17 protein-coding genes and 1 tRNA gene are annotated in these 23,741 nt (G+C 59.7%); 7 read left to right on the forward strand and 11 right to left on the reverse strand.

Translation table 11 applies throughout. The features are described 5' to 3' along the window. Positions 1–271: 271 nt before the first annotated feature. On the reverse strand, positions 272–1,708 hold the full coding sequence (locus tag ABGT79_RS05090) for an outer membrane homotrimeric porin (RefSeq protein WP_346665285.1): 1,437 nt from the start codon (positions 1,706–1,708) through the stop codon (positions 272–274). On the opposite strand from ABGT79_RS05090, the gene ABGT79_RS05095 reads away from it, so the two are divergent. Beyond that, positions 1,707–2,120, forward strand: a complete 414-nt coding sequence (locus ABGT79_RS05095; protein ID WP_346665286.1) for a hypothetical protein — start codon at positions 1,707–1,709, stop codon at positions 2,118–2,120. The genes ABGT79_RS05090 and ABGT79_RS05095 overlap by 2 nt on opposite strands. Here the strand turns inward: ABGT79_RS05095 and pheT are convergent. From pheT to ABGT79_RS05130, 7 genes are all read right to left on the reverse strand, one after another. Beyond that, entirely contained in the window at positions 2,117–4,534 is a 2,418-nt protein-coding gene (pheT, locus tag ABGT79_RS05100) for a phenylalanine--tRNA ligase subunit beta (RefSeq protein WP_346665287.1), read from the reverse strand. The two genes, ABGT79_RS05095 and pheT, sit on opposite strands and share 4 nt — an antisense overlap. Before the next feature lie 173 nt (positions 4,535–4,707). Further along, complete coding sequence (gene pheS / locus ABGT79_RS05105) at positions 4,708–5,748, reverse strand: phenylalanine--tRNA ligase subunit alpha (RefSeq protein WP_294483891.1); 1,041 nt, start codon at positions 5,746–5,748, stop codon at positions 4,708–4,710. A gap of 163 nt (positions 5,749–5,911) precedes the next feature. After that, complete coding sequence (rplT, locus tag ABGT79_RS05110; protein WP_294445933.1) at positions 5,912–6,265, reverse strand: 50S ribosomal protein L20; 354 nt, start codon at positions 6,263–6,265, stop codon at positions 5,912–5,914. A 107-nt stretch (positions 6,266–6,372) separates the two neighbouring features. Then, on the reverse strand, positions 6,373–6,570 hold the full coding sequence (rpmI, locus tag ABGT79_RS05115) for a 50S ribosomal protein L35 (RefSeq protein ID WP_077071977.1): 198 nt from the start codon (positions 6,568–6,570) through the stop codon (positions 6,373–6,375). Positions 6,571–6,815: 245 nt separating this feature from the next. Beyond that, positions 6,816–7,352 carry a translation initiation factor IF-3 gene (gene infC, locus ABGT79_RS05120; protein ID WP_294483894.1) on the reverse strand — a complete coding sequence of 179 codons (537 nt, stop codon included), beginning with the start codon at positions 7,350–7,352 and terminating at the stop codon, positions 6,816–6,818. Between the two features lies 1 nt (position 7,353). Continuing rightward, on the reverse strand, positions 7,354–9,300 hold the full coding sequence (gene thrS, locus ABGT79_RS05125; RefSeq protein ID WP_346665288.1) for a threonine--tRNA ligase: 1,947 nt from the start codon (positions 9,298–9,300) through the stop codon (positions 7,354–7,356). Between the two features lie 76 nt (positions 9,301–9,376). Then, positions 9,377–9,452, reverse strand: a tRNA-Val gene (locus tag ABGT79_RS05130). A gap of 337 nt (positions 9,453–9,789) precedes the next feature. Here ABGT79_RS05130 and ABGT79_RS05135 point away from each other — a divergent pair. The 6 genes from ABGT79_RS05135 (at position 9,790) to leuB (ending at position 16,916) form a co-directional block, all read left to right on the forward strand. Beyond that, a protein-coding gene (locus ABGT79_RS05135) for an IS5 family transposase (protein ID WP_346665289.1) occupies positions 9,790–10,544 on the forward strand; the annotation gives its coding sequence in 2 pieces (ribosomal slippage) (positions 9,790–10,123 and positions 10,123–10,544; 756 coding nt in all). Positions 10,545–10,597: 53 nt separating this feature from the next. Further along, positions 10,598–11,818: a dicarboxylate/amino acid:cation symporter gene (locus ABGT79_RS05140; RefSeq protein ID WP_346665290.1), complete on the forward strand. Its 1,221-nt coding sequence runs from the start codon at positions 10,598–10,600 to the stop codon at positions 11,816–11,818. Between the two features lie 2 nt (positions 11,819–11,820). Continuing rightward, positions 11,821–13,110 (forward strand): L-serine ammonia-lyase, iron-sulfur-dependent, subunit alpha, encoded by a 1,290-nt coding sequence (locus ABGT79_RS05145; protein ID WP_346665291.1) that lies wholly within the window; start codon positions 11,821–11,823, stop codon positions 13,108–13,110. 823 nt (positions 13,111–13,933) lie between these two features. Next, complete coding sequence (gene leuC, locus ABGT79_RS05150) at positions 13,934–15,214, forward strand: 3-isopropylmalate dehydratase large subunit (protein ID WP_346665292.1); 1,281 nt, start codon at positions 13,934–13,936, stop codon at positions 15,212–15,214. Continuing rightward, complete coding sequence (locus ABGT79_RS05155; RefSeq protein ID WP_346665293.1) at positions 15,214–15,726, forward strand: 3-isopropylmalate dehydratase small subunit; 513 nt, start codon at positions 15,214–15,216, stop codon at positions 15,724–15,726. Before leuC ends, ABGT79_RS05155 begins: the two co-directional genes overlap by 1 nt. A 116-nt stretch (positions 15,727–15,842) precedes the next feature. Continuing rightward, positions 15,843–16,916 (forward strand): 3-isopropylmalate dehydrogenase, encoded by a 1,074-nt coding sequence (gene leuB, locus ABGT79_RS05160; protein ID WP_346665294.1) that lies wholly within the window; start codon positions 15,843–15,845, stop codon positions 16,914–16,916. Between the two features lie 214 nt (positions 16,917–17,130). Here the strand turns inward: leuB and ABGT79_RS05165 are convergent, their stop codons facing one another. The 3 genes from ABGT79_RS05165 to rpoC all read right to left on the reverse strand — a co-directional run bounded on the left by ABGT79_RS05165 (position 17,131) and on the right by rpoC (position 23,643). Further along, positions 17,131–18,114 (reverse strand): glycosyltransferase family 9 protein, encoded by a 984-nt coding sequence (locus tag ABGT79_RS05165; RefSeq protein ID WP_346665295.1) that lies wholly within the window; start codon positions 18,112–18,114, stop codon positions 17,131–17,133. Positions 18,115–18,423: 309 nt separating this feature from the next. Further along, a complete protein-coding gene (locus tag ABGT79_RS05170; RefSeq protein ID WP_346665296.1) occupies positions 18,424–19,239 on the reverse strand; it encodes a phospholipase D-like domain-containing protein in 816 nt (271 codons plus the stop codon). A gap of 195 nt (positions 19,240–19,434) precedes the next feature. Further along, entirely contained in the window at positions 19,435–23,643 is a 4,209-nt protein-coding gene (rpoC, locus tag ABGT79_RS05175) for a DNA-directed RNA polymerase subunit beta' (protein ID WP_346665297.1), read from the reverse strand. Positions 23,644–23,741 lie beyond the last annotated feature (98 nt).

A 23,741-nucleotide genomic window follows, 5' to 3' on the forward strand; every position in this document is an offset into this window, starting at 1 on the left:
ACTTGCAAAGAGCTTCAACAGATGTCGCACATGGATTCCGGCGATATTACCCCGCCTGCGCGATGCAAATAGCCGCCGGCACGTTCTCCACGCGGAGAAAAACAGGCTCCGCGCCCGGTGGGGCGTTCATCCGCCGCTCGCCGCCTCAGAGAGAAAAAGCCGCTTCGCCCGGAGTCGCGACATCGCACCGGCATCGAGTAGAAAAAACGGGAGGGAATACACATTCCCTCCCGCACCATACTCCATCCGGGCGGACTACGTCCGCGTCGGATTAGAACTTGTAGGCAAAGCTGAGAGCGGTGCTCCAGCCGTCCTTGCCGATCTTCTTGCCTTCGGCCCATTCGCTGTGATCAGCGCGATCGTAATCGGTGATCATGTAGGCGAGTTCGAGGCAGGCGGTCAGGTTCTTGTAGATCTTGTAGGTATTGGCCAGGTTGAATTCAACCACGGTGTCGGAGGTGGTCATGTATTCCCAGGGAGAGAGTTCACTGGCCCAGACGTTGTCTTTGTTGGTACCCTTGAACATGGTCACGGTGAACTTGTGGTTCAGGTTTTCCATGAAGGAAACGTCTTCCACGCCGACCTGCACGCCCCAGGTGCCCGCTATGTTGTGACGGGTGGTGGTGTCGTACAGCGCGAATTCGCCGGAGCTGTAGCCGATGGTGGGATGGAAGCGGCCGTTGAAGGTGGGAATCCAGTCCTGACGGGCGTACTGCACGTTACGATCGTCGCCGGAACCGTACCAGGCGCCCACAATGGGCGTGCCGTAGGCGGTCTTGTAGGAAGCCTTGCCCTGAACGTACCAGCCTTCGCGATCCTTCAGAGATTCGGTGCCGAAGGAGTCTGCCTTGCCGGTGGTCTTGTCGGTGTAGCTGAACAGGCCGTCGCCTTCGTAGTTGATGAAGCCGTAAGCGCCGGAGAGCTTCAGCACGAAGGGATCAAAATAGGTCAGCATGGCGGAAGCGCCAGCCCAGAAGGCGTTGCCGTCGGAGGAGAGCACGCCGAGTTCGTCGTTGGGGCCGCCGGCGCCGGCATAGTTGGCGTCGGTGGAAGCGCCGATGTTCGCGCCCTTGTCGAGAGCGGCGTACATCACATAGGGCGTGAAGGAGAAGCCGTCGAACTTGAAGGCCGCAGCCAAGGAGAAGAAGTCGGACTTCTGAGATTTGTCGGTGTCGTAATCCACGCCGCCGGCGCCCTTGGCGGGAGCGTAGGCGCCGCGCACCCAGAAGGCGGTCAGATCAAGCCAGTCGGCCACGGGAGAGGTCACGACTACGCCGTCGCGGCCCTGCCAGCCGGGATGCATGATGGCGTTCTTGCCGAAGGCGTCTTCAGGCAGACCGATGAGCTGACGGCCCATGCGCACCTTGACGTCGGTCTGGGGAATCATCCAGTCCACATAAGCCTGACGCATGCCGATTCTGGTGCTGTTGCCGGAAGTATCCGCGCCCCAGTCGTAGATACCGGTGCTGTTCGGGCTGGTGCCGACCTGAACCTGGAAGTAACCGGAGAGGTCTTCGCTGGCGGTAAGGGTCATGCCGAGACGCAGACGCTGACCGGCGTTGTCGAAGTTGTCGCCGGTGGCGACGCGTTCGCCGAGAGCAAAGTTGAAGAGATATTCACCGTCCATCTTCATATCGACGGCGGAAGCCGGAGCGGTCGCAGCAAAAACCATGCCGGCGGCCAGAAGAAGCGTAGTCAGCTTTTTCATGATAGTCATTCCTCTGAAAAAAAAGTGGTTGACGCAAGTATGGAAAATCCCTCTTTTTCCATGGAACGACCCTGCAACAGGCGATGATAAGAATTTGTTAATAAATCATGAACAATTCAGGAATAAATCACGACAACTCCTTGCTTTCATTGAAATAAAAAAATTTTTACAGCATAATTTCCATGACTGCGGCCAAAGCCTTCTGCGCCGTCTCTTCGTTTCTCCGCCCTCACGCCGACGGCCGGAAGCCGCGTTCAGGCACCGCGACGCCTGCAAGCGTCTCTCAGGCAGCTCAGACGCCTTTCGTGAAGCGGCCGCCGCTCACGCCCGAACTCTTTTCCGGGCGGCAACGCCGACGAAAAAGGCCGCCCCCGAAGGAGCGGCCCCAAAGCATCGAAAAAGCTTGCGCTAGACGCGCACGCCGAGGCTCTTCACCACGAACGACGCAATCTTTTCGCGTTCCTTGTCCACTTCGCCGTCCTGAAGCGTACGGTCGGCCTTGCGGAAGGTCAGGCGGCAGGTGATGTGACGATCAGCGCCTTCCTTGGGTTCGTACACGTCCAGAAGCTCCACGCTCTCCATGAGATTCGTCTTCGCGCCGCGAACGGCGGAGAGCACGGCGTCCACATGCATGGCGCGGGGCGCAATGAACGTGATGTCGCGGCGCACGGCCGGATACACCGGCAGCGGCTGGAACACGGTTTTTGCGCCCTGCGAGGCCTCACGCAGGTAATCCATGTCGAGATCGGCGTACCACACGGCCTTGCGGGCCAGATAGGCGTCGGCCAGCGCGGGCTTGAGGCGGCCGATCACGCCGACCACCGTGCCGTCGGGCATGGTCATCTGCACGGCGGGGGCAAGGTAGGGATGCGATTCCTGCATGGCAAACACGGGCACGGGCAGATGCAGGAAGCCGAAAAGCTTTTCCACAATACCCTTCAGATCCACGTAGTCCAGATCCTCGTCCTTGTGGGCCCAGGCTTCGTCGTAGCGGGAGCCGTAGAGCACCATGGCAAGGTGACGCACTTCCTTCACCGTGGTGTCGCTGGACGGATCCAGGGTGAAGGCTTCCGCCACTTCAAAGAGGCGGACGCCCGCCGCGCCCTGCGCGATGTTGTGACGCACGTTCTGGAACAGACCGGGAGCAAGTTCGGTGCGCAGCACGTCCTGCTCGGCGGTGAGCGGGTTCATGATGTTCACGCGGCCTTCGGCGGGCAGACCGAGGAAGTCGAGATCCTTGTTGCCCACGAAGCTGTAGTTCACGGCTTCGTTGAGGCCGAGGCCTGCGGCCCAGTTCTTCACGCGCATCATGAAGGCATGACGGCTTTCCGGCGCGCCGAAGGAGGAAAGGGTCTGCGGAATGGAGGGCAGCGTTTCGCCGAGGTTGTCCACGCCCTTGAAGATGGCCACTTCCTCAATGAGATCGGCTTCGCGGGTGAGGTCGTAGCGCCAGCCGGGAGTCTTCACGCTCCACTCGTCGCCCGCGCTGCGGTCCACGGTGCAGCCGAGGCTCTCCAGCGTCTGCGCGCAGAAATCGTCGGTAAGTTCCACGCCGAGCAGATCTTCGGCGCGGCTGCGGCGGAAACGCACCACCGGAGCCTGCCAGGGATTCGGCGTGCATTCGCACACGCCGCGACACACTTCGGCTCCGGAAAGTTCGGCCATGAGCGCGGCCGCGCGGTCCAGCGCAAACGACATGTTGGTGGGATCCACGCCGCGTTCGTAGCGGTAGGAAGCCTCGCTGGTCAGGCCGAGGCGACGGGCCGTCACGCGGATGGAGCTCGGACGGAACACCGCGCATTCCAGGAACACGCTCTCGCTCTCGTCGGTGATTTCGGTTTCCAGGCCGCCCATGACGCCGGCAAGCGCCACCGGCTTTTCGGCGTCGCAGATGAGGCCGTCGCCGGCCTTGAGCAGACGCTCCTGCCCGTCGAGGGTGGTGAGCTTTTCGCCGTCCACGGCCGGGCGCACGATGATGCGGCCGCCCGCCAGCTTGTTGTGGTCAAAGGCGTGCAGGGGCTGGCCCAGTTCCATGAGAATGTAGTTGGTCACGTCCACAAGGTTGGAGATGGCGCGAACGCCGACGCCGTGCAGGCGATAGCGCATCCAGGCCGGAGAGGGCTTGACCTTCGCGCCCTTGATGATGCGGCCCATGTAGGAGGGGCAGAGACCGCCGTCCTTCACCTCGACCGGCACGGCATGGCTCATGTCCTCGCCCTTCTCTTCCAGATGGAAGGAAGGCATGGTCACGGGCAGGTGCAGGTACGCGCCCACAAGACGGGCGAAGCCGTACACGGAAAGGCAGTCGGCACGGTTAGGCGTAATGCTGATGTCGAGCACTTCCTTGTCCAGCTCGTAGGCGTCCACGAACTTTTCGCCGGGCATGACCTTGCGGCCGGATCTGTTTTCTTCGGGCAGCACGAGAATGCCGGAATGATCGTCGGCAAGACCGAGCTCGCGTTCGGAGCAGATCATGCCGAACGAGGGCACGCCGCGCAGCTTGGCCTTCTTCATGACCAGGCCGCCGGGAAGCGTCGAACCCACGGGAGCCACGACCACGAGCTGACCGGCCGCCACGTTGGGCGCGCCGCACACGATGTTGAGGGGCTCTTCCACGCCCACGTCCACGGTGCAGACATGCAGGTGATCGGAATCGGGATGCGCTTCGCAGGTGAGCACGCGGCCGGTCACCACGCCTTCGATTTCCGCGTAGGGATGCACCACTTCTTCCAGTTCGAGGCCGAGCATGGTGAGCATTTCGCCCAGCTCTTCAGCCGTTCCGGTATACGGAACAAATTCCTTCAGCCAATTGAAACTCAGCAGCATATGTTTTTTCTCCTCAGAGGATGAAACCATTCTGGTCGTTCCGGATGCATCGCCCGCAAAGGCGGCGTTTCCGGCCCTCTTCCGCGGCCTGCGGCAGACAGCGCCCGGAGCATGCGCGGAAGACGGGAGCAGGGAAGGAACAAAAAGTCCTTCCCGACCGCATATTCCTTCCTCTACGCAGGGAACTGATGGAGGAAGCGCACGTCGTTTTCAAAGTTCATGCGCAGATCGGTAAGACCGTACTTCAGCATGGCGATGCGTTCCACGCCGAGGCCGAAGGCGAAGCCGGAAACCTCGTCGGGATTGTAGCCGACGGAGGCGAACACCGCCGGATCGACCATGCCGCTGCCGAGAATTTCAAGCCAGCCGGAGCCCTTGCACACGCGGCAGGGCTGACCGTTCACATGGCCGTGACCGCCGCACTGGGTGCAGGACATATCGACTTCCACGCTGGGCTCGGTGAAGGGGAAGAAGCTGGGACGGAAGCGCACGCGGGTCTTTTCGCCGAACACGGCGCGCACGAAGGCCGTGAGCGTGCCGCGAAGATCGGCCATGGTTACGTGCTTGTCCACGAGCAGGCCCTCTATCTGATGGAACATGGGGGTGTGGGTCACGTCGGAGTCGCGGCGGTACACCTTGCCTGGTCCGATGACGGCAAGCGGAGGCTTGCGGTTCATCATGGTGCGCACCTGCACGCAGGAGGTGTGGGTGCGCAGCAGCACCTTGTCGGTGATGTAGAGGGTGTCCTGCATGTCGCGGGCGGGATGTTCCGGCGGCATGTTGAGGGCTTCAAAGCAGTTGAAGTCGGTCTCCACCTCGGGGCCGCCGGCAATTTCGTAGCCCATGTGCTGGAACACGGAGCACACTTCCTGCATGGCCAGCGTGATGGGATGCAGGGAGCCGTTCCACAGGGTGCGGCCCGGCAGGCTGGGATCGAATCCGGCGAGGAAGGCGGCCTCCCGTTCCTGTTCCTGACGGGCGAGGCGGGCTTCAAAGAGTTCCACGAGGCGCTGCTTCACCGCGTTGGCGGCCTGACCGAAGGCCGGGCGCTGTTCGGGAGAGAGCTCGCGCATGTGCGACATGAGTTCGGCAAGCTGCCCCTTGCGGCCGAGAAAGTCCACGCGGGCCGCTTCCAGTTCCGCTTCAGACGAGATGCGGTTCAAGCGTTCATCGAGCTTGCCGACCAGTCCGTTCAATTGTTCAAGGAAATCCATGGCAAGGCCTTGTGGCAGGCTGCGCTCTGGGCGCGCCTGAAGGAAAGATATGAAAAAGGGGTGCAGAGCCAAGGCCCTGCACCCCCTGCGGGGAAAAACTCCCCAAAAAGCTTCATCTGGTGCCTCGGGCCGCAAGGGCCGCGGGCTGTTCCGAAATGGGAACTTACGCCAGCTTGGACTTGGCCAGTTCGACGATGGCGGCGAAGTCGGCCTTTTCGCGCACGGCGAGGTCGGCCAGCATCTTGCGGTTGATTTCCACGCCGGCGAGCTTCAGGCCGTTGACCAGGCGGGAATAGGACAGGCCGTTGATGCGGGCGCCGGCGTTGATGCGCTGGATCCACAGGCGGCGGAAGGCGCGCTTGCGGAGCTTGCGGCCTTCAAAGGCATAGTTCAGAGAACGTTCGACGGCTTCGCGGGCGATGCGATACAGACGGCTGCGGCCGCCGCGGAAGCCCTTGGCCATATCCAGATATTTCTTGTGCCGACGATGGGCAGCAAGACCTCTCTTTACACGCATGGAAAATCCTCCACATTCAGTCCCGCGAGGCGGAGATCAGGCCAGCGGGAGTTGAGCCGCAAGAGGCGGCGAAATTTGAAAATCTACGCGACCTGCACGGGCAGGACTTAGGCGTAGGGCATGAGGCGCTTGACGGCCTTCAGGTTCGCGCTGTCCACGAGAGCACCCTTGCCCAGACGGGCACGACGCTTGGCATCCTTCTTGGTGAGGATGTGGCGCAGGTTCTGACGACGACGGCGGAACTTGCCGCTGCCGGTGGTGCTGAAACGCTTGGCGGCGGAACGGCTGGTCTTGATCTTGGGCATAACCAACTCCTTAGTATTCGCGACGCGCCGAATACAACGCGCGCGATTTGGGCATCAGAAAGAACCGACTATGCAACATTTTCGCATAATCCGCAAGTAAAAAATGGGGCCCGAAGCGCGAACGACAACGCTCCGCGCGCTCTGCCGGTTCCTTCCGGGAACGGAAGCATCTTCCGTTCATCGCGGTTTCCCGCGAAAATTCCTCCGGCGCGACGGAACCAAACGTCCGCCGCGCCGGGTATGAACTACTTCTTGGGAAGAGGAATGAGCAGCATCTGAAGGGTGCGGCCTTCGGCGCTGGGAGCCTGTTCGACCTTGCCCACATCGGCGGTGTCGGCGATGATCTTGGTCAGAATGGATTCGCCGCGGTCCTTGTGCACGATTTCGCGTCCGCGGAAGAACACGGTCACCTTGCAGCGATCCCCGTCTCCGAGGAAGCGGCGAATGTGGCGCAGCTTGGTTTCGTAGTCATGATCGTCGGTCTTGGGACGAACCTTGATTTCCTTGATCTGCACTACGGTCTGGTTGCGTTTGGCTTCCTTCTTCTTCTGCTGCTGTTCGTACTTGAACTTGCCGAAGTCCATGATGCGGCACACGGGCGGTTCCGCGTTGGCGGCCACTTCCACGAGGTCGTAGCCGGCCTCATGGGCCATGGCGATAGCATCGGAACAGGGAAGAATGCCGACCTGTTCACCTTCCGGACCAATCACCCGTACTTCACGGGCACGAATCTGCTCGTTGCGGCGCACGCCGTCCTGAGGCACGTCGCGGCGAGGTCTCATGTTAGGCGAAGCTATAGCTCATACCTCCACGTTTGAACGGTTCCTCACTGTCCGCCTTGATCATGGCGATCACGTCCTCCACGGAGCGGAAGCCGATGTTCTCGCCGGAACGCAGGCGGACGCTGAAGCCTCTGTCGGCCACTTCCTTGTCGCCCACCACGAGGACGTAGGGAATCTTGGCCATCTGGGCTTCGCGAATCTTGAAGCCCAGCTTTTCGTTGCGCAGGTCGGTTTCCACGCGGATACCGGCCGCAACGAGGCTGGCCTTCATTTCCTTGACATAATCCATCTGGGCGTCGGTCACGTTGACGATGCGGGCCTGCACGGGAGCAAGCCAGGCAGGGAAGGCGCCGGCGTAATGTTCGGTGAGAACGCCGATGAAGCGTTCCAGCGAACCCAGAATGGCGCGGTGCACCATGACGGGACGATGACGTTCGCCGTCCTGTCCGACGTACACGAGATCGAAGCGCTCAGGCAGGGTGAAGTCCACCTGAATGGTGGAAAGCTGCCATTCGCGGCCGATGGCGTCGGTGACCTTGATATCTATCTTGGGGCCGTAGAACGCGCCGTCGCCTTCGTTGATCTGGTAGGGCTTGCCTTCCTTCTCCACGGCCTTGATGAGCGCGTTCGTGGCGTTTTCCCAGTCCGCGTCGGAGCCGATGCTGTCCTCGGGACGGGTGGAAATGAAGATGCGGTACTTGAAGCCGAAGAGATCCATCAGGTCGGCGGAAAGATGCATGACGTTGATGATTTCGTCTTCCAGCTGATCGGTGGTGCAGATGATGTGGGCGTCGTCCTGGGTGAACTGGCGCACGCGCAGCAGACCGTGCAGCGTGCCGGACTTTTCATGACGATGCACCACGCCGAGCTCGAACATGCGCACGGGCAGATCGCGATAGCTGTGCAGGGTTTCGCCGTACATGAGCATGTGGCCCACGCAGTTCATGGGCTTCACGCCGTGGACGTCGCCTTCGATTTCCGTGAAGTACATGTTTTCACGGTAGTGATCGTAGTGACCGGAACGCTCCCACAGTTCGCGGCGCAGAATCTGCGGGCCGCGCACGAGCTCGTAGCCGCGCTTGAGATGTTCGCGCACGAGGAAGTCTTCGAGAATGGTGCGGAGCATCATGCCCTTGGGCAGCCAGAAGGACATGCCCGGGGCCACGTCTTCATGGAAGGAGAACAGGCCGAGTTCCTTGCCGAGGCGGCGATGATCGCGTCTCTTGGCTTCCTCAAGGGCGTTCAGATATTCCTTGAGGGCCTTTTCATCCGCAAAGGCCGTGCCGTAAATGCGGGAAAGCATGGGATTCTTTTCGTCGCCGCGCCAGTAGGCGCCGGCCACGGAAAGCAGCTTGAAGGCCTTGACCGCGCCCGTGCCGGGAATGTGCGGTCCGCGGCAGAGATCAAGGAAGTCTCCGCAGCGGTACAGGGACACGGTGTCGGCATCGATGCCCTTGATGATCTCCACCTTGTAGTTCTCGCCCTTGTCGCGGAACAGGGCAACGGCGTCGTCCTTCTTCATCACGGAGCGCTCGAAGGGAACGTTCTCGGCGATGATGGCGCGCATTTCCTTTTCAATGGCTTCAAGGTCGTCGTGGGAGAAGGGACGCGGAGTGTCGAAGTCGTAATAAAAGCCGGAGTCGATGGACGGGCCGATGGTGACCTTCACGTCGGGGAACAGTCTCTTCACGGCGGCGGCCATGACGTGGGAAGTGGAATGACGCAGCAGCTGAAGCCCTTCGGGGTCCTCAGCCGTCACGGGGGCGGCTTCCAGCGCATCGGCGGGCATTGCAGCAGAAAGATCGAGCAGCGTTTCCTTGTCTGCGGTCTTCACGCGGCAGGCAAGAGCGGCCTTGAACCGTTTGCCGGAAAGAGCCTGCTTCAGCACCTCGGCGCAGGATGCGCCGTCGGCGGCCTCAACCAACTTTCCTTCTACGGATATCTGCATGGGAAACTCCAAAAATCACAGTTGATAAAACAAAAAAGAAAAGGGAGGCGCTGCCTCCCTTTCCGATGATTTTTTGTGGTAGGCACGAGCAGACTTGAACTGCTGACCCCTTCCGTGTCAAGGAAGTGCTCTGCCACCTGAGCTACGCGCCTTTATTGTTCGGTGAGGACGATTCTTATAGACCTTTCCCCGGTTCGTCAAGCATTTTCTACAAGAATTTTTCACTTTCTTCCCCGCAGCAGGCCTCCGCAGACCCTGCTTCGGGCAGGCCCGCGTCTTTCCGCGCTCCGAAAACTGCGCGCAATGCTTCCGCTTTTTCCCGGGCCGCCGCCCGCCCTCCCGACAGGCGAAAACGCGCGTCCTCCAGGCGTTTTGCCGCCTTCTCTCTTGAAGCCCCGTATTGCGCGAAGGACATTCCTGTGCTAGGCTCAGGACTCATTAATTGCCAAAAGGGTAAAAAGTTCTTATTGTCGGCATAGGGAGGATGCCATGAAGGAACTTTTTTATCTTTCTCATGAACAGATTGCTCGTATCAAACGCAACTTTCCTCGTTCCCATGGCATTCCGAGAGTCGATGACAGGCGTGTCGTCAGCGGCATTATCTATGTCATCAAGCACGGCCTGCAATGGAGAGATGCCCCGCGCGAGTATGGACCATACAAAACTCTCTACAATCGTTTTATCCGCTGGAGCCGATTGGGTGTCTTTAACAGGATTTTTGCGGAGCTTGTTGAACAAAACGGCTCCACAACACGCTTGATGATTGATACCACACATCTCAAGGCACACAGGACAGCAGCAAGTTTGCTGAAAAAAGGGGCCTTTCCCGATGTATCGGACGCACAAAAGGCGGCCTGAATTCAAAACTCCACGCTGTCTGCAATGCCTTCGGTCAACCGTTGGCCTTCCATCTGTCCGGCGGTCAGGTGAGCGACTACAAAGGCGCTGCTGTCCTGCTTGATACTCTGCCGCAGGCCAGGGAGCTTCTGGCGGATAGAGGCTATGATGCCGACTGGTTTCGTCATGCCTTGTCCCGTAAAGGAATCACGCCGTGTATTCCTGGCAGACACAGCCGAAAAACTCCGGTGGTCTATGACAAGGAGGTTTATAAGCAGCGGCACAAGATAGAAATCATGTTCGGCCGACTCAAGGATTGGCGCAGAATAGCCATGCGTTATGACCGTTGTGCACACACGTTCTTTTCGGCCATTTGTCTCGCTGCCATTGTCATCTTTTATATTTAATGAGTCCTGAACCTAACAGCGCAAAAACGTACTTTTAATGATGGAGGATCAACATGTCCGCAAAAGCCGCCGACTTCTCGCTTATTCTCAAACTTCTGGCCGGCATCGTGATAGGCTCCCTCATAGGCACCTACCTCGGCAACAACACGCAAAGCCCCCTGCATCACATCATGGATGCCGTGGTCTCCCTGCGCTACATCTTCGGTCAGATCATCTTCTTCCTGGTGCCGCTCGTCATCGTGGGCTTCATCACTCCGGCCATCGTCCGCCTCGGCCAGAACGCCAGCAAAATTCTGTTCACCGCCGTGGCCATCGCCTACATCTCCTCCATCGGCGCGGCCTTCTTCTCCACCGTTTCCGGCTACATCATCATTCCCCATCTTTCCATCGCCACCTCCACGGAAACGCTGCGCAAGCTCCCCGAAATCGTGTTCCAGCTCGACATTCCCCCGCTCTTCAGCGTCATGAGCGCCCTTGTCCTCGCCCTCTTCTTCGGCGTGGCCATCACCTGGACCAAATCGGAAAACCTGGCCCGCATCTTCGCCGAACTCGAACGCGTCATGAGCTCCCTCGTGGTGCGCATCATGATTCCCATCCTGCCCTTCTTCGTGGGCATGTCCTTCCTCGGCCTCGCCTATGAAGGTTCGCTCAGCCTGCATCTGCCGGTGTTCATCTCCATGGTGCTCATCGTCATCGTGGGGCACTTCATCTGGCTTGCCGTGCTCTACGGCATCGGCGGCGCGCTCTCCGGCCGCAATCCCTGGGAGGTGTTCCGCTACTACACTCCCGCCTATCTCACCGCCGTGGGCACCATGTCCAGCGCCGCCACCCTGCCCGTGGCCCTCGAATGCGCCCGCAAGTCCCGCGTGCTCAGCAAGAACCTCGTGGAATTCATGATTCCCCTCGGCTCAACCGTGCATCTGTGCGGCTCCGTGCTCACCGAAACCTTCTTCTGCATGACCCTGCATCTCATGCTCTACGGCACGCTGCCGAGCGTCGGCGTCATGATTCTCTTCTGCCTGCTGCTCGGCATCTTCGCCGTGGGCGCTCCGGGCGTGCCCGGCGGCACCGTGGTGGCCTCCCTCGGCATCGTGACCGGCGTGCTCGGCTTCGATCAGAACGGCGTGGCCCTGCTCATCGCCATCTTCGCCCTGCAGGACAGCTTCGGCACGGCCTGCAACATCACGGGCGACGGCGCGCTCACGCTCATGCTCGAAGGCATCTTCAACCGCAACGAACAGCTCGGCGAACTCCAGCACAAGAACGAGGCGTAACCATGAGCATGAACGAACAGGAACGCTCCGTCTTTCTTTCTCTGCTGCACAAGGAAGTCGTGCCCGCGCTCGGCTGCACGGAGCCCATCGCCGTGGCCCTGTGCTCGGCCCGCGCGGCCGAGGAACTCGGCAGGACGCCAGAACGCATGGACGTGGCCGTGAGCGCCAATCTTCTCAAGAACGGCATGGGCGTCATGGTGCCCGGCACGGGCGAAATGGGTCTCGGCGTGGCCGCGGCCGCAGGCGCGCTCGGCGGCAAGAGCGCCCTCGGGCTGGAATGCCTGAAGGATCTCAACGAAGCCACGGCGCAGGCCGCGCGCGACATGCTTGCCAAAGACGCCGTGCGTCTGCACCTGGCCGACAACGATCAGCTTCTCTACTGTCTGGTCACTGTGCATGCCGGAAACGAAAGCGCCGCCGCGGAACTTGCGGGCAGCCACGACAACATCACCCGCGTGTGGAAAAACGGCGAACTCGTCCTTGAAAAGAAGCAGGAGAGCGCCGACGCCGAAAACGCAGACGAGCCCTGGCCGCTCACGCTGGCCAAAATCTACGAATTTGCAGTCACGGCCCCGCTTGAGGAAATCAGCTTCATTCTGGAAGCCGCGCGCATGAACCGCCGCGTGGCCGAAGAAGGACTCCGGCAGCAGTACGGCCTCGGCGTGGGCAAGATGATGGACATGCAGATCCGCAATCACATGCTCGCCGACGATCTGCCCACCTTCGCCACCAAGCTTACGGCCGCCGCGGCCGACGCGCGCATGGCAGGCGTGATGATGCCCGTCATGAGCAATTCCGGCAGCGGCAATCAGGGCATCACCTGCACCATGCCCGTGGTGGCCTGCGCCATCCGCACCCAGGCCGACGACGAAAAGCTCGCCCGCGCCCTCATGGTGAGTCATCTTACCTCCATCCACATCAAGCATCACCTCGGCCGCCTTTCCGCCCACTGCGGGGCCATGGTGGCGGGAACGGCCTCGGCCTGCGGCATCGCCCTGCTGCTCGGCGGCGGTCTCAAGGACATGGAACGCACCGTGCGCAACATGGTGGGCAACGTTTCGGGCATGATCTGCGACGGAGCAAAAAGCAGCTGCGCCCTCAAGGTGGCCACGGCCGTGGGCGCGGGCATTCAGGCCGTGCTGCTTGCCCTCAACGGCACCGTGGTGCCCGGCAACGAAGGCATCGTGGACGACGACATCGAAGCCTGCATCGCCAATCTCGGACGCCTCGGCTCCAAAGGCATGAAGGAAGCCGACAAGGTCATTCTCGACATCATGCTGCACAAGTCCTGATACCGGACAGACAGACGCAAAACAGACGGGGCCCGGAGTTCCGTCTGTTTTTTTATGCAGAACTCCGCCCTGCGCTTCTCCCGCCGCCGGAATTGTTTCTTTGCCGTCCCGGAGTCTGCCGACGCCGGACATCGCGCGCAGTCCGCAAAACGAAGGCGTTCTGCGCCGGGAATCGACCGAGCTTGTCACAAATCGAGGCGTCTCAGCTCTGCGGATCGCCCGCGCAAACGCAGAGCGAGACATCCCAGCTTCGAGAATTGTCTGTGCAGAGGGCAGACGGGGCCGATTGCGAATCGCTTTCAGGTCGCAGACGGCGGAGCATCTCCGCGACGAAGATCACTCGTGCAGTCCAAAAGCGAGATGAGTCTCAAATCCGAGGCTCTTTCACTCAGAACGCAGACCGGAAGTTTTTCAGCGCCGAAGAGCTTCCGAACAGAGCGCAGGCCGAAGGCTTTCCTGGGCAAAGATCATTTGTTCAGGCGTCAGAAACAAAGAGAGTAGCCGAACGATGCTCACCCGCGCAAACCGCAGAAGGAAGGGCGTTTCTTCCACGAGATCGTCGAGATCGTCCGCTCAGTCCGTGCAGACTGCGGTGCATTCCAACGTCTAAAATTTTCCGGTCACACAGCCGACGCGCATTCCGCGTCAGGGCATCCGCGGGAAACGACAGGCCTATTTCAGAGAAATCTTATGTCCTGCCCAGAGGTCTGCCTTCTTTCTTCTGGACAAGCACAAACCGCTATTTTATCGTGAAAGGACTTTTTGCTGCTGCCCCGACAAACGGGAACAATGCACATTCTCATTTCTACAAGGATATATCCCTATGGGCATGACCGTAACTCAGAAAATACTGGCCGCGCACGCCGGACTCGAAAGCGTGACCGCGGGCCAGCTCATTGAAGCGAAGCTCGACGTGGTCATGGGCAACGACATCACCATAGCGCTGGCCGTTCCCGAATTCCGCAAGGCCGGAGCCGACAAGGTCTTCGACAAGGACAAGGTTGTGGTGGTTCTCGACCACTTCGCTCCCAACAAGGACATCAAGGCCGCCATGCAGTGCAAGGTCTGCCGCGAATTCGCCCGCGAAAACGAACTCACCCACTTCTTCGACGTGGGCCGCATGGGCATAGAACACGCCCTGCTCCCCGAACAGGGCATCGTGGCTCCCGGCGAAGTCATCATCGGCGGCGACTCCCACACCTGCACCTACGGCGCGCTCGGCGCGTTCTCCACGGGCGTGGGCAGCACCGATCTCGCCATGGGCATGGCCACGGGCGAAAACTGGTTCAAGGTTCCCGCGGCCATCCGTTTCAACCTTACGGGCAAGCCCGGCAAGTGGGTCTGCGGCAAGGACGTCATGCTGCACGTCATCGGCCTCATCGGCGTGGACGGCGCGCTCTACCGCTCCATGGAATTTTCCGGCAGCGGCGTGGCCAACCTCTCCATGGACGACCGCTTCTCCATGACCAACATGGCCATTGAAGCCGGAGCCAAAAACGCCACCTTCCCCGTGGACGACGTGTGCCGCGCCTACCTCGAAAAGCACTGCAAAAAGAGCTGGACCGCCTACGAGGCCGACCCCGACGCCGAATACGAAAAGACCATCGACATCGATCTTTCCGCCATCCGTCCCACGGTGGCCTTCCCGCATCTGCCCTCCAACACCCGCACCATCGACGAAGTGGGCGACGTGGAACTCGATCAGGTGTTCATCGGCTCCTGCACCAACGGCCGCATGGAAGACATGGCCATGGCCGCAAGCATTCTCAAGGGCCACAGGATCAGCGACAGGCTGCGCGTCATCGTTATTCCGGCAACGCCCTCCATCTACATGGAATGCATGGAAAAAGGATACATCCGCACCTTCATGGAAGCCGGATGCGCCGTGAGCACCCCCACCTGCGGCGCATGCCTCGGCGGCCACATGGGCATTCTCGCCGCGGGCGAAAAATGCCTTTCCACCACCAACCGCAACTTCGTGGGCCGCATGGGCCATGTGGAGTCGGAAGTGTATCTGTGCAGCCCGGCCGTGGCGGCCGCTTCGGCCATAGCGGGCCGCATCGTCAGCCCTGAAGCAATCATGGACAAGGAAGGTAACGACTGATGCAGAACGCGCACGGCAAAGCCTTTGTTTTCGGCGACGACGTCAATACCGACGTCATTCTCCCCGGCAAGTATCTCAATGTGACGGACCCGCAGGAACTTGCGTCCCACTGCATGGAATCGGAAGATCCTAACTTCGTGAAGAAGGCGCATCCCGGCGACATCATGGTGGCGCACAAGAACTTCGGCTGCGGCTCCTCCCGCGAGCACGCGCCGCTCTCCATCAAGTATCTGGGCATTTCCTGCGTCATCGCCTCCACCTTCGCGCGCATCTTCTTCCGCAACGCCCTCAACATCGGCCTGCCCATTCTCGAATGCGACGAGGCGGCGAAAAACATTCACGACGGCGACACGGTGAGCGTCGATTTTGAAACCGGCGTCATCACCAACGAAACCACGGGCCGGACCTTCCAGGCCGAGCCCTTCCCGCCCTTCATGCAGAACCTCATCGCCTGCGGCGGTCTGGTGAACTACTCGAAGGCCAAAATCGAAAAACTGCGCGCCTCGCGCTGACCCTGCCCGTCCGCCCGCAGCGGACGGCAACCGCGCAGGCCGCACAGGTCTTTTTTCCACGAAAAGCGCCGGCGGCGCTTTCGCAACCTTTTTCTTCAGCCATAAAGGACAACGCCATGGCAACGTATCACATTGCGGTCATTCCCGGCGACGGCATCGGCCCGGAAATCGTGACCGAAGCCCTCAAGGTTCTTGAAAAGGTCGGACAGAAGTTCGGCCATGAATTCGTGTTCACGCATCTGCTCATGGGCGGCGCAGCCTACGACGCCGTGGGCACCTGCTTCCCCGCGGACACCGTGGAAGTGTGCAAAAAGAACGACGCCGTGCTGCTCGGCGCGGTGGGCGGCCCCAAGTGGGACAATCTGCCCGGCCCAGAGCGCCCCGAAAAGGCCCTGCTCAAGATCCGCGAAGGCCTCGGCCTGTACGCCAACCTGCGCCTTGCCATCATGCACAAGGCCCTGAGCGGCGCCTGCCCCATCAAGCATGAGAACATCGGCGACAGCATGGATCTCGTCATCGTGCGCGAGCTTACCGGCGGCATCTACTTCGGCGAACACGGCTGGCGCGAAGGCAAGTACGGTCAGGAAGCCTACGACGTGGAACGCTACAGCGAAATGGAAATCCGCCGCATCGCCAAGGTGGCCTTCAACGCGGCCATGGCCCGCAAGAAGAACCTCGTAAGCGTGGACAAGTCCAACGTGCTGGAAACCTCGCGCCTGTGGCGTCGCGTGGTCAACGAAATGAGCGCCGACTACCCCGAAGTGACCGTTTCCCACATGTACGTGGACAACGCCGCCATGCAGCTCGTGTATCGTCCCGGTCAGTTCGACGTCCTTCTCACGTCCAACATGTTCGGCGACATCCTTTCCGATGAAGCCAGCATGATTACCGGCTCTCTCGGCATGCTGCCTTCCGCCAGCCTCGCCGACGGCTCCTTCGGCCTGTACGAGCCGAGCCACGGCTCCGCTCCCGACATCGCGGGCAAGAACATCGCCAACCCGCTGGCCACCATCCTGTCCGTCTCCATGATGCTGCGCTACAGCTTCGGTCTGGAAAAGGAAGCCGCCGCCATCGACAACGCGGTCACCGCCGTGCTTGAAGCTGGCATCCGCACCTGCGACATCGCCGAACACGGCATCACCCCCGTTTCCACCACGGAAATGGGCAAGGCCGTCTGCGACAGAATCTAAGTTCCGGCAGTCACCGGAAGCTGCGGGGGAAGACCTGACGTCTTCTCCCGCTTTTTTGTACCGAGAGCCTGAGCCGATCGTCTCCAAAGGCCCGCCGAAAGGACCTCCCTGCCGCCCTCTTCTCTCCAAGGACCGACAACGCATTTCGGCAACAAAAAAAGCCGGAGCCTCAGCCCCGACTTTTTCTGCCGTCAGACAACGCGCGCCAAAAGCATCAGTCCGTCCACGGCGTCAGCGTTCCCTGCATGGTCTTGTCGAGCGTTTCATAGACCTCACGCACGGGAATGTCCCGCACGTCGTCGTTCACTTTCGACACGGCGGAAAAGTTCAGCGGTCCGCGCGGCGTCCAGAGCGTTTCCGACCACGGATAGGTGATGGACACCGTCGGCACCTTCACCGCTCCCGCGAGATGCTGCGGCGACGACGTACACGTGACGAAGGCGTCGCACGTTTTCAAAAATGCGGCCGTGTGCTGCAGCGACTTCTTGCCGATGAACTGATGCAGTCTGGGATGCTCCATGCCGCGGTAGGCCTCCAGCAGCGGCACGTCGCTTTCGCCCGCCACAATCCACACGTCCACATCGGCGTTTTTGTCCAGAAGAACCTTTGTCAGCTCCACGAACTTTTCAATGGGCCAGCGCAGTCCGGTCTTCTTGATGTTGCCGATGAATATGCCCACCCTGCGCAGACCCGCAACCGGCGGATACGTCTCCCGCACGGCCTTCTCCACCGCTTCCGGCACGGCAAAGCGGATGCTGATGTCGGGATGCTCGTCGTGCGGGAGCTGAAACTCGGCCTCCAGTTCTCGCAGCATCACGCCGGAATAGTGCTCGCCGTCTTCCGGAGCGCCGCTCCACGGCGCGAGCCTGCCCTGATTCAGGGCGCCCTTTTTCCGACCCCGCGCCAGCGCGGAAAGCAGACAGAGCGTGCGCGAATGAGCATTGAAGTTCACCACCAGATCGTGCGGCTCCAGCAGATGCGGCAGAAGACGAAGCCACGAGGCTGCGGACTTCTTGTCGTAAATGAAAAGACGACTCACGTCGGGATTATCTTCCAGAGCCACGGCACCGAGCGGACTGGCGATCACATCCAGCACGGCATCGGGATAAAGCTCGCGAAGGCGATGAATGACCGGCGTGCTGACCAGCATGTCGCCGATGCGGTCGCATCTGATGCAGAGAATATGAAACTTTTTCAACGAAACGCTCCTGTAACCGTTGTGTCCGCCGCAGCGCGCACGGCGCTTCCACGCTCCAAAAGGCGCTGCGAAGCCCTGATGCGCATGCCCGGCCCTCTTTTGCCCTGAAACGCGGCCAGAGCCCGCGGAAACGACCTTTCCGCCATGCCTGAAGGCCGCTGCGGCCGCTTTTGCAAGGCGGGAAGCAGTCACTTCCACTGTCCGCGAACAAACGGGGACTGTCAAGGCGGAAGCCGCTTTCTCCCCGGCTGAGCGCAAGAGAAGCATTTCATCCTGTTGCCGCCGCAACAATTCAGGAACATACTTTGACTATTTTCTTATCTTGAGCGGGAAAATCCATTTTCCGTCACGTTGAAACGGTTCCCGGCAGATGACGACCTCGCCACAAAACATGTTGTCTTTAAAGAAAAATATCCGTCCAGATTTTCCGGTAAAAACATCATACAGCGCTTTGTTTCCATACCTCAGCGCCTGCACTCCCGGCCCTGTGTTCTGTCCCATATAATAAATGACGCCATCTCTTTCCTCGTTTGCATATTTACTTTTTGAAAAACTAAAAAGTACAATATTTCCGCGAGTTGTTTGCTTGATTCCTCCTGGATGGTCGTCAATGAAGGCAAAATATTTTGTCAGCTCTTCCCTGCTGTACTTTTTTCCAACACGCAATCTGTTATTATGAACAGGCGCATCGTCAGAAAATGAATTGCACAATCTTAATGCTTCTTTTTCTACTTCATCATATAATTTGACATTTTCATTTCTTGAAACATATATGGCCATTTCATCATTATTTGTCTGACTGTAATCATAAAGATTCATACTTCCTATTAATGCCGACTTTTCGGTAATAAAGCATTTTGCATGTAAATTTTTTCTTTTAAAAATATTGGTTGCGATATCTTTATGTTCAAACTCCTCTCGATAAACTATGGTTATATTGACATTTGATTCTCTCTTTTTTTGAAGAATGTCATATATCCGCAAACTCATTTTTATATATGGCGAGATAATGATGATCGATTTCTCCGCCTCTTCAAACATTCGTTCAAGGTAATACCCCATTGCCGCCGTGGTGATGAAAGAAGGACCTTGATGCTGTGAAGAAAACAAACGATCGATGAACATGACAATGACTCCCCGGGATTATAGTCATGTTTTATCCCCCTTGTCGAAAAGTGCAAGTCTCTTTCCTGCCGCCTCAACAGATCTCCATCTCGTATCAAAAACATTAAACGCCGAGGCCGACGCCCGCACTCCCGAAGGAGCCGCAGGCGTCGGCCTCGTATTTCAGGCGCGGGGAGAAAATCTCCCCCGCTCTGTTTAGTCGTTTATCGCGTTGTTGATGCCGGTTTCGATATCAGGAGCGATGATGGGACGTTCCTCAAGGTCTTCCAGGAACTTGTCGGGGCGTTCCTTCTGATCCGGAACCTCGATGTTCTGGTTGACGTATTCGCGATAGCCGGTACCCGCAGGAATGAGGCGGCCGACAATGACGTTTTCCTTGAGGCCGCGCAGGTAGTCGTGCTTGCCCTTGAGGGAAGCTTCGGTGAGCACCTTGGTGGTTTCCTGGAAGGAGGCCGCGGCCACCCACGACAGGGAGCTCAGAGAGGCCTGCGTGATGCCGAGCACCAGCGGTTCGGCCACGGCGGGCTGACGGCCCTCGGCAATGGCCTTGTCGTTCTCTTCCTTGAATTCCACCTTGTCGACCTGCTCGCCCACGAGGAACGTGGTCTGGCCCGGATCGAGAATGGTGACCTTCTTCAGCATCTGGCGGACGATGACTTCAATGTGCTTGTCGTCGATGCCCACGCCCTGGAAGCGGTACACTTCCTGGATTTCGTCCACGAGGTAGCGGGCGAGATACTTTTCGCCGCGGGTATGCAGAATGTCGTGCAGCTCCGGATGACCTTCGGTCACGGGCTCGCCGGCCTCCACATAGTCGCCGTCGGAAGCCGTGATGTGCTTGCCCTTGGGAATGAGGTATTCCTTGGCTTCGCCCACTTCAGGCCGCACGATGAGCTTTCTCTTGCCCTTGGATTCGCCCGCGTATTCCACGATGCCGGAAATTTCCGACACCACGGCCATTTCCTTGGGCTTGCGGGCTTCGAAGAGCTCGGCCACGCGGGGAAGACCACCCACGATATCCTTGGTCTTGGAGGTTTCGCGGGGCTTACGGGCGATGATGTCGCCGGCCTGCACGGCCTCGCCGTCCTTCACCATGATGAGGGCGCCCACCGGCATGGTGTAGGTGGCCGGAATGGAGCCGGTGCCCTGCGCCGAGGTGCGCGACTTGATGGTGCCGTCTTCCGCCGTGATGTCGATGGCAGGGCGGAAGCTCGTGGTGCGGTATTCCATGATGGTGCGGGTGGACTGGCGGGTGGCCTCGTCCATCTTTTCCTGCACGGTCTTGCCTTCGATGATGTCCTTGAAGCGGATGAAACCGTCAACTTCCGTGATGAAGGGTTCGTTGAACGGATCCCATTCGGCAAGCATCTTGCCCTTCACCACTTCCTCGCCGTCGGAAACGTAGAGGCGGGCGCCGTTGGGCAGGATGTACTTTTCGGCTTCGCGGCCCTGATCGTCCACGATGGTGAGCTGACCGCTCTTGCCGATGACCATGGCGATGCCGTCGCGGTTGATGACGGACTTCACGCGGGTCAGGCTGATGCGGCCGGAGTTCTGGGCCTCAAAGCTGGACTTGGCGACCTGAGCGGACGCCGTGCCGCCGATGTGGAAGGTACGCATGGTCAGCTGCGTGCCGGGTTCGCCGATGGACTGAGCGGCGATGATGCCCACGGTTTCGCCCACGTTCACGAGATGACCGCGGGCCAGGTCGCGGCCGTAGCACAGGGCACACACGCCGCGTTCGGCCTGACAGGTCAGGGCGGAACGGATGGTCACGGTGCCCACGCCGGCTTCGTCGAGGGCGTTGGCCACCTTTTCATCCACCAGGGTGTTGGCCGGGAACAGCAGTTCCTTGGTGGTGGGATGCATGACGGGGTACAGCAGCACGCGGCCGATGATGCGGTCGCGCAGAGGCAGCTTGATTTCGTTGCCTTCGCGCAGAGCGGTCATTTCGATGCCGTCCACGGTGTTGCAGTCTTCCTGAGACACGATGACGTCCTGCACCACGTCCACCAGACGGCGGGTGAGGTAACCGGAGTTAGCGGTCTTCAGAGCGGTATCGGCCAGACCCTTGCGGGCGCCGTGCGTCGAAGTGAAGTACTGCAGCACGGTAAGGCCTTCACGGAAGCTTGCCGTAATAGGCGTTTCGATGATGGCGCCGGAAGGCTTGGCCATGAGGCCGCGCATGCCGCCGAGCTGTCTCATCTGGTCCGCGTTGCCTCGAGCGCCGGAGTTGGACATCATGAAGATAGGGTTGAAGCTGGTGTCGTCGGCTTCGCGGCCCGTCTTCGGATCGACCACGTGATCGACGGAGATTTCCTTCATCATTTCCTTGGAAATGGTGGTGGAAGTCTGCGACCACACGTCAACCACCTTGTTGTACTTTTCAGTACGGGTGATGATACCGTTGCGGTACTGCTGTTCGATGTCGTCCACTTCGGCCTGAGAGGCGGCAATGATGGCCTTCTTGCGGGCAGGAATGGTCATGTCCTTGAGGCCGATGGAAATGCCCGCGCGGGTGGAGAACTCGTAACCGATGTTCTTCAGCTGGTCGCACAGGATGACGGTGTTCTTGATGCCGGCGGCCTTGTAGGCGATGCCCACGAGCTTGCCGATGGCCTTCTTGGTGAGCACCTTGTTGACTTCCTCGAAGGGCAGCACGTGGGGCAGACGTTCCCACACGAGCACGCGGCCGCAGGTGGTGTCCACGAGCTTGCCGTCTTCCATGCGCACGCGGATGCGGGCGTGCAGGTCGAGCTGCTTGGCGTCGTAGGCGGCTTCCACTTCCCAGGGGCCGCAGAAGACCATGCCTTCGCCCTTGCAGAAGGAGCGGTCCACGGTCATGTAGTACAGGCCGAGAACCATGTCCTGCGAAGGAATGATGACAGGGCTGCCGTTGGCGGGCGAGAGAATGTTGTTGGTGCTCATGAGCAGCACGCGGCATTCGATCTGCGCTTCCACGGAAAGCGGAATGTGCACGGCCATCTGGTCGCCGTCGAAGTCGGCGTTGTAGGCCGTACACACGAGCGGATGCAGACGGATGGCCTTGCCTTCCACGAGCAGGGGTTCAAAGGCCTGAATGCCCAGACGGTGCAGGGTAGGCGCGCGGTTCAGGAGCACGGGGTATTCGCGCACCACTTCGGCGAGAATGTCCCACACCACGAGTTCCTCGCGTTCGACCATCTTCTTGGCGCTCTTGATGGTGGAAGCGTAGCCTCTCTTTTCCAGTTCGGAATAGATGAAGGGCTTGAAGAGTTCCAGAGCCATCTTCTTGGGCAGGCCGCACTGATGGAGCTTGAGCGAAGGACCGACGCAGATAACGGAACGACCGGAGTAGTCCACGCGCTTGCCGAGCAGGTTCTGACGGAAGCGGCCCTGCTTGCCCTTGATCATGTCGGACAGGGACTTCAGAGGACGGCCGTTGGTGCCGGTGATGGCGCGGCCGCGGCGACCGTTGTCGAACAGGGCATCCACCGCTTCCTGAAGCATGCGCTTTTCGTTGCGGATGATGATGTCCGGCGCGCCGAGTTCCTTGAGGCGCTTCAGACGGTTGTTGCGGTTGATGACGCGGCGGTACAGATCGTTGAGGTCGGAGGTCGCGAAGCGGCCGCCGTCCAGCGGAACCAGAGGACGAAGATCCGGCGGAATGACGGGAATGACTTCCAGAATCATCCATTCCGGCTTGTTGTTGGATTCGAGGAAGGCTTCCACGATCTTCAGGCGCTTGGTGAGCTTCTTCTTCTTGGTCTGGCTCTTGGTTTCCTGCGATTCCTCACGCAGTTTCACCTTGAGGGCCGGCAGATCGAGCTCTTCGAGAAGGCCGCGGATGGCTTCGGCGCCCATGCCCACCTTGAGGGCTTCGTCGCCGAAACGTTCCAGAATCTGAAGGTACTGGTCCTCGGAGATGACCTGCATGCGGCTCAGGTTGGTGGAACCCGGATCGAGAACCACGTAGGAGTCGAAATACAGCACCTTTTCCAGATCGGCCATGGTCATGTCGAGCAGGGTGCCGATCTTGGAAGGCAGGGTCTTCAGGAACCAGATGTGGGCGACGGGCGCGGCCAGTTCGATGTGGCCCATGCGCTCGCGGCGCACCTTGGAGGCAATGACTTCAACGCCGCACTTTTCGCAGACGATGCCGCGGTGCTTCATGCGCTTGTACTTGCCGCAGTTGCACTCGTAGTCTTTGACGGGACCAAAGATCTTGGCGCAGAAAAGACCGTCGCGTTCAGGCTTGAACGTACGGTAGTTGATGGTTTCCGGCTTCTTGACTTCGCCGTACGACCATTCCCGTATGTTTTCCGGCGACGCGAGCGTGATCTGAATGGAATTCAGATTGCGGATGTTCGACACGCTGGAGGTGGCCGCCGTGTCACGGACAGTAAACAGATCGTCCAGACTCATCTATATCTCCCTGGCAAGAGGGTTGGATTCATCTTTGCCTGAGCAGGAAAACGGAGCATCCGGTCTCCTGCGGAAAATATCCGCGCCGCACCGGCCCG

It is taken from the genome of uncultured Mailhella sp., assembly GCF_963931295.1.
Taxonomy (GTDB): domain Bacteria; phylum Desulfobacterota; class Desulfovibrionia; order Desulfovibrionales; family Desulfovibrionaceae; genus Mailhella.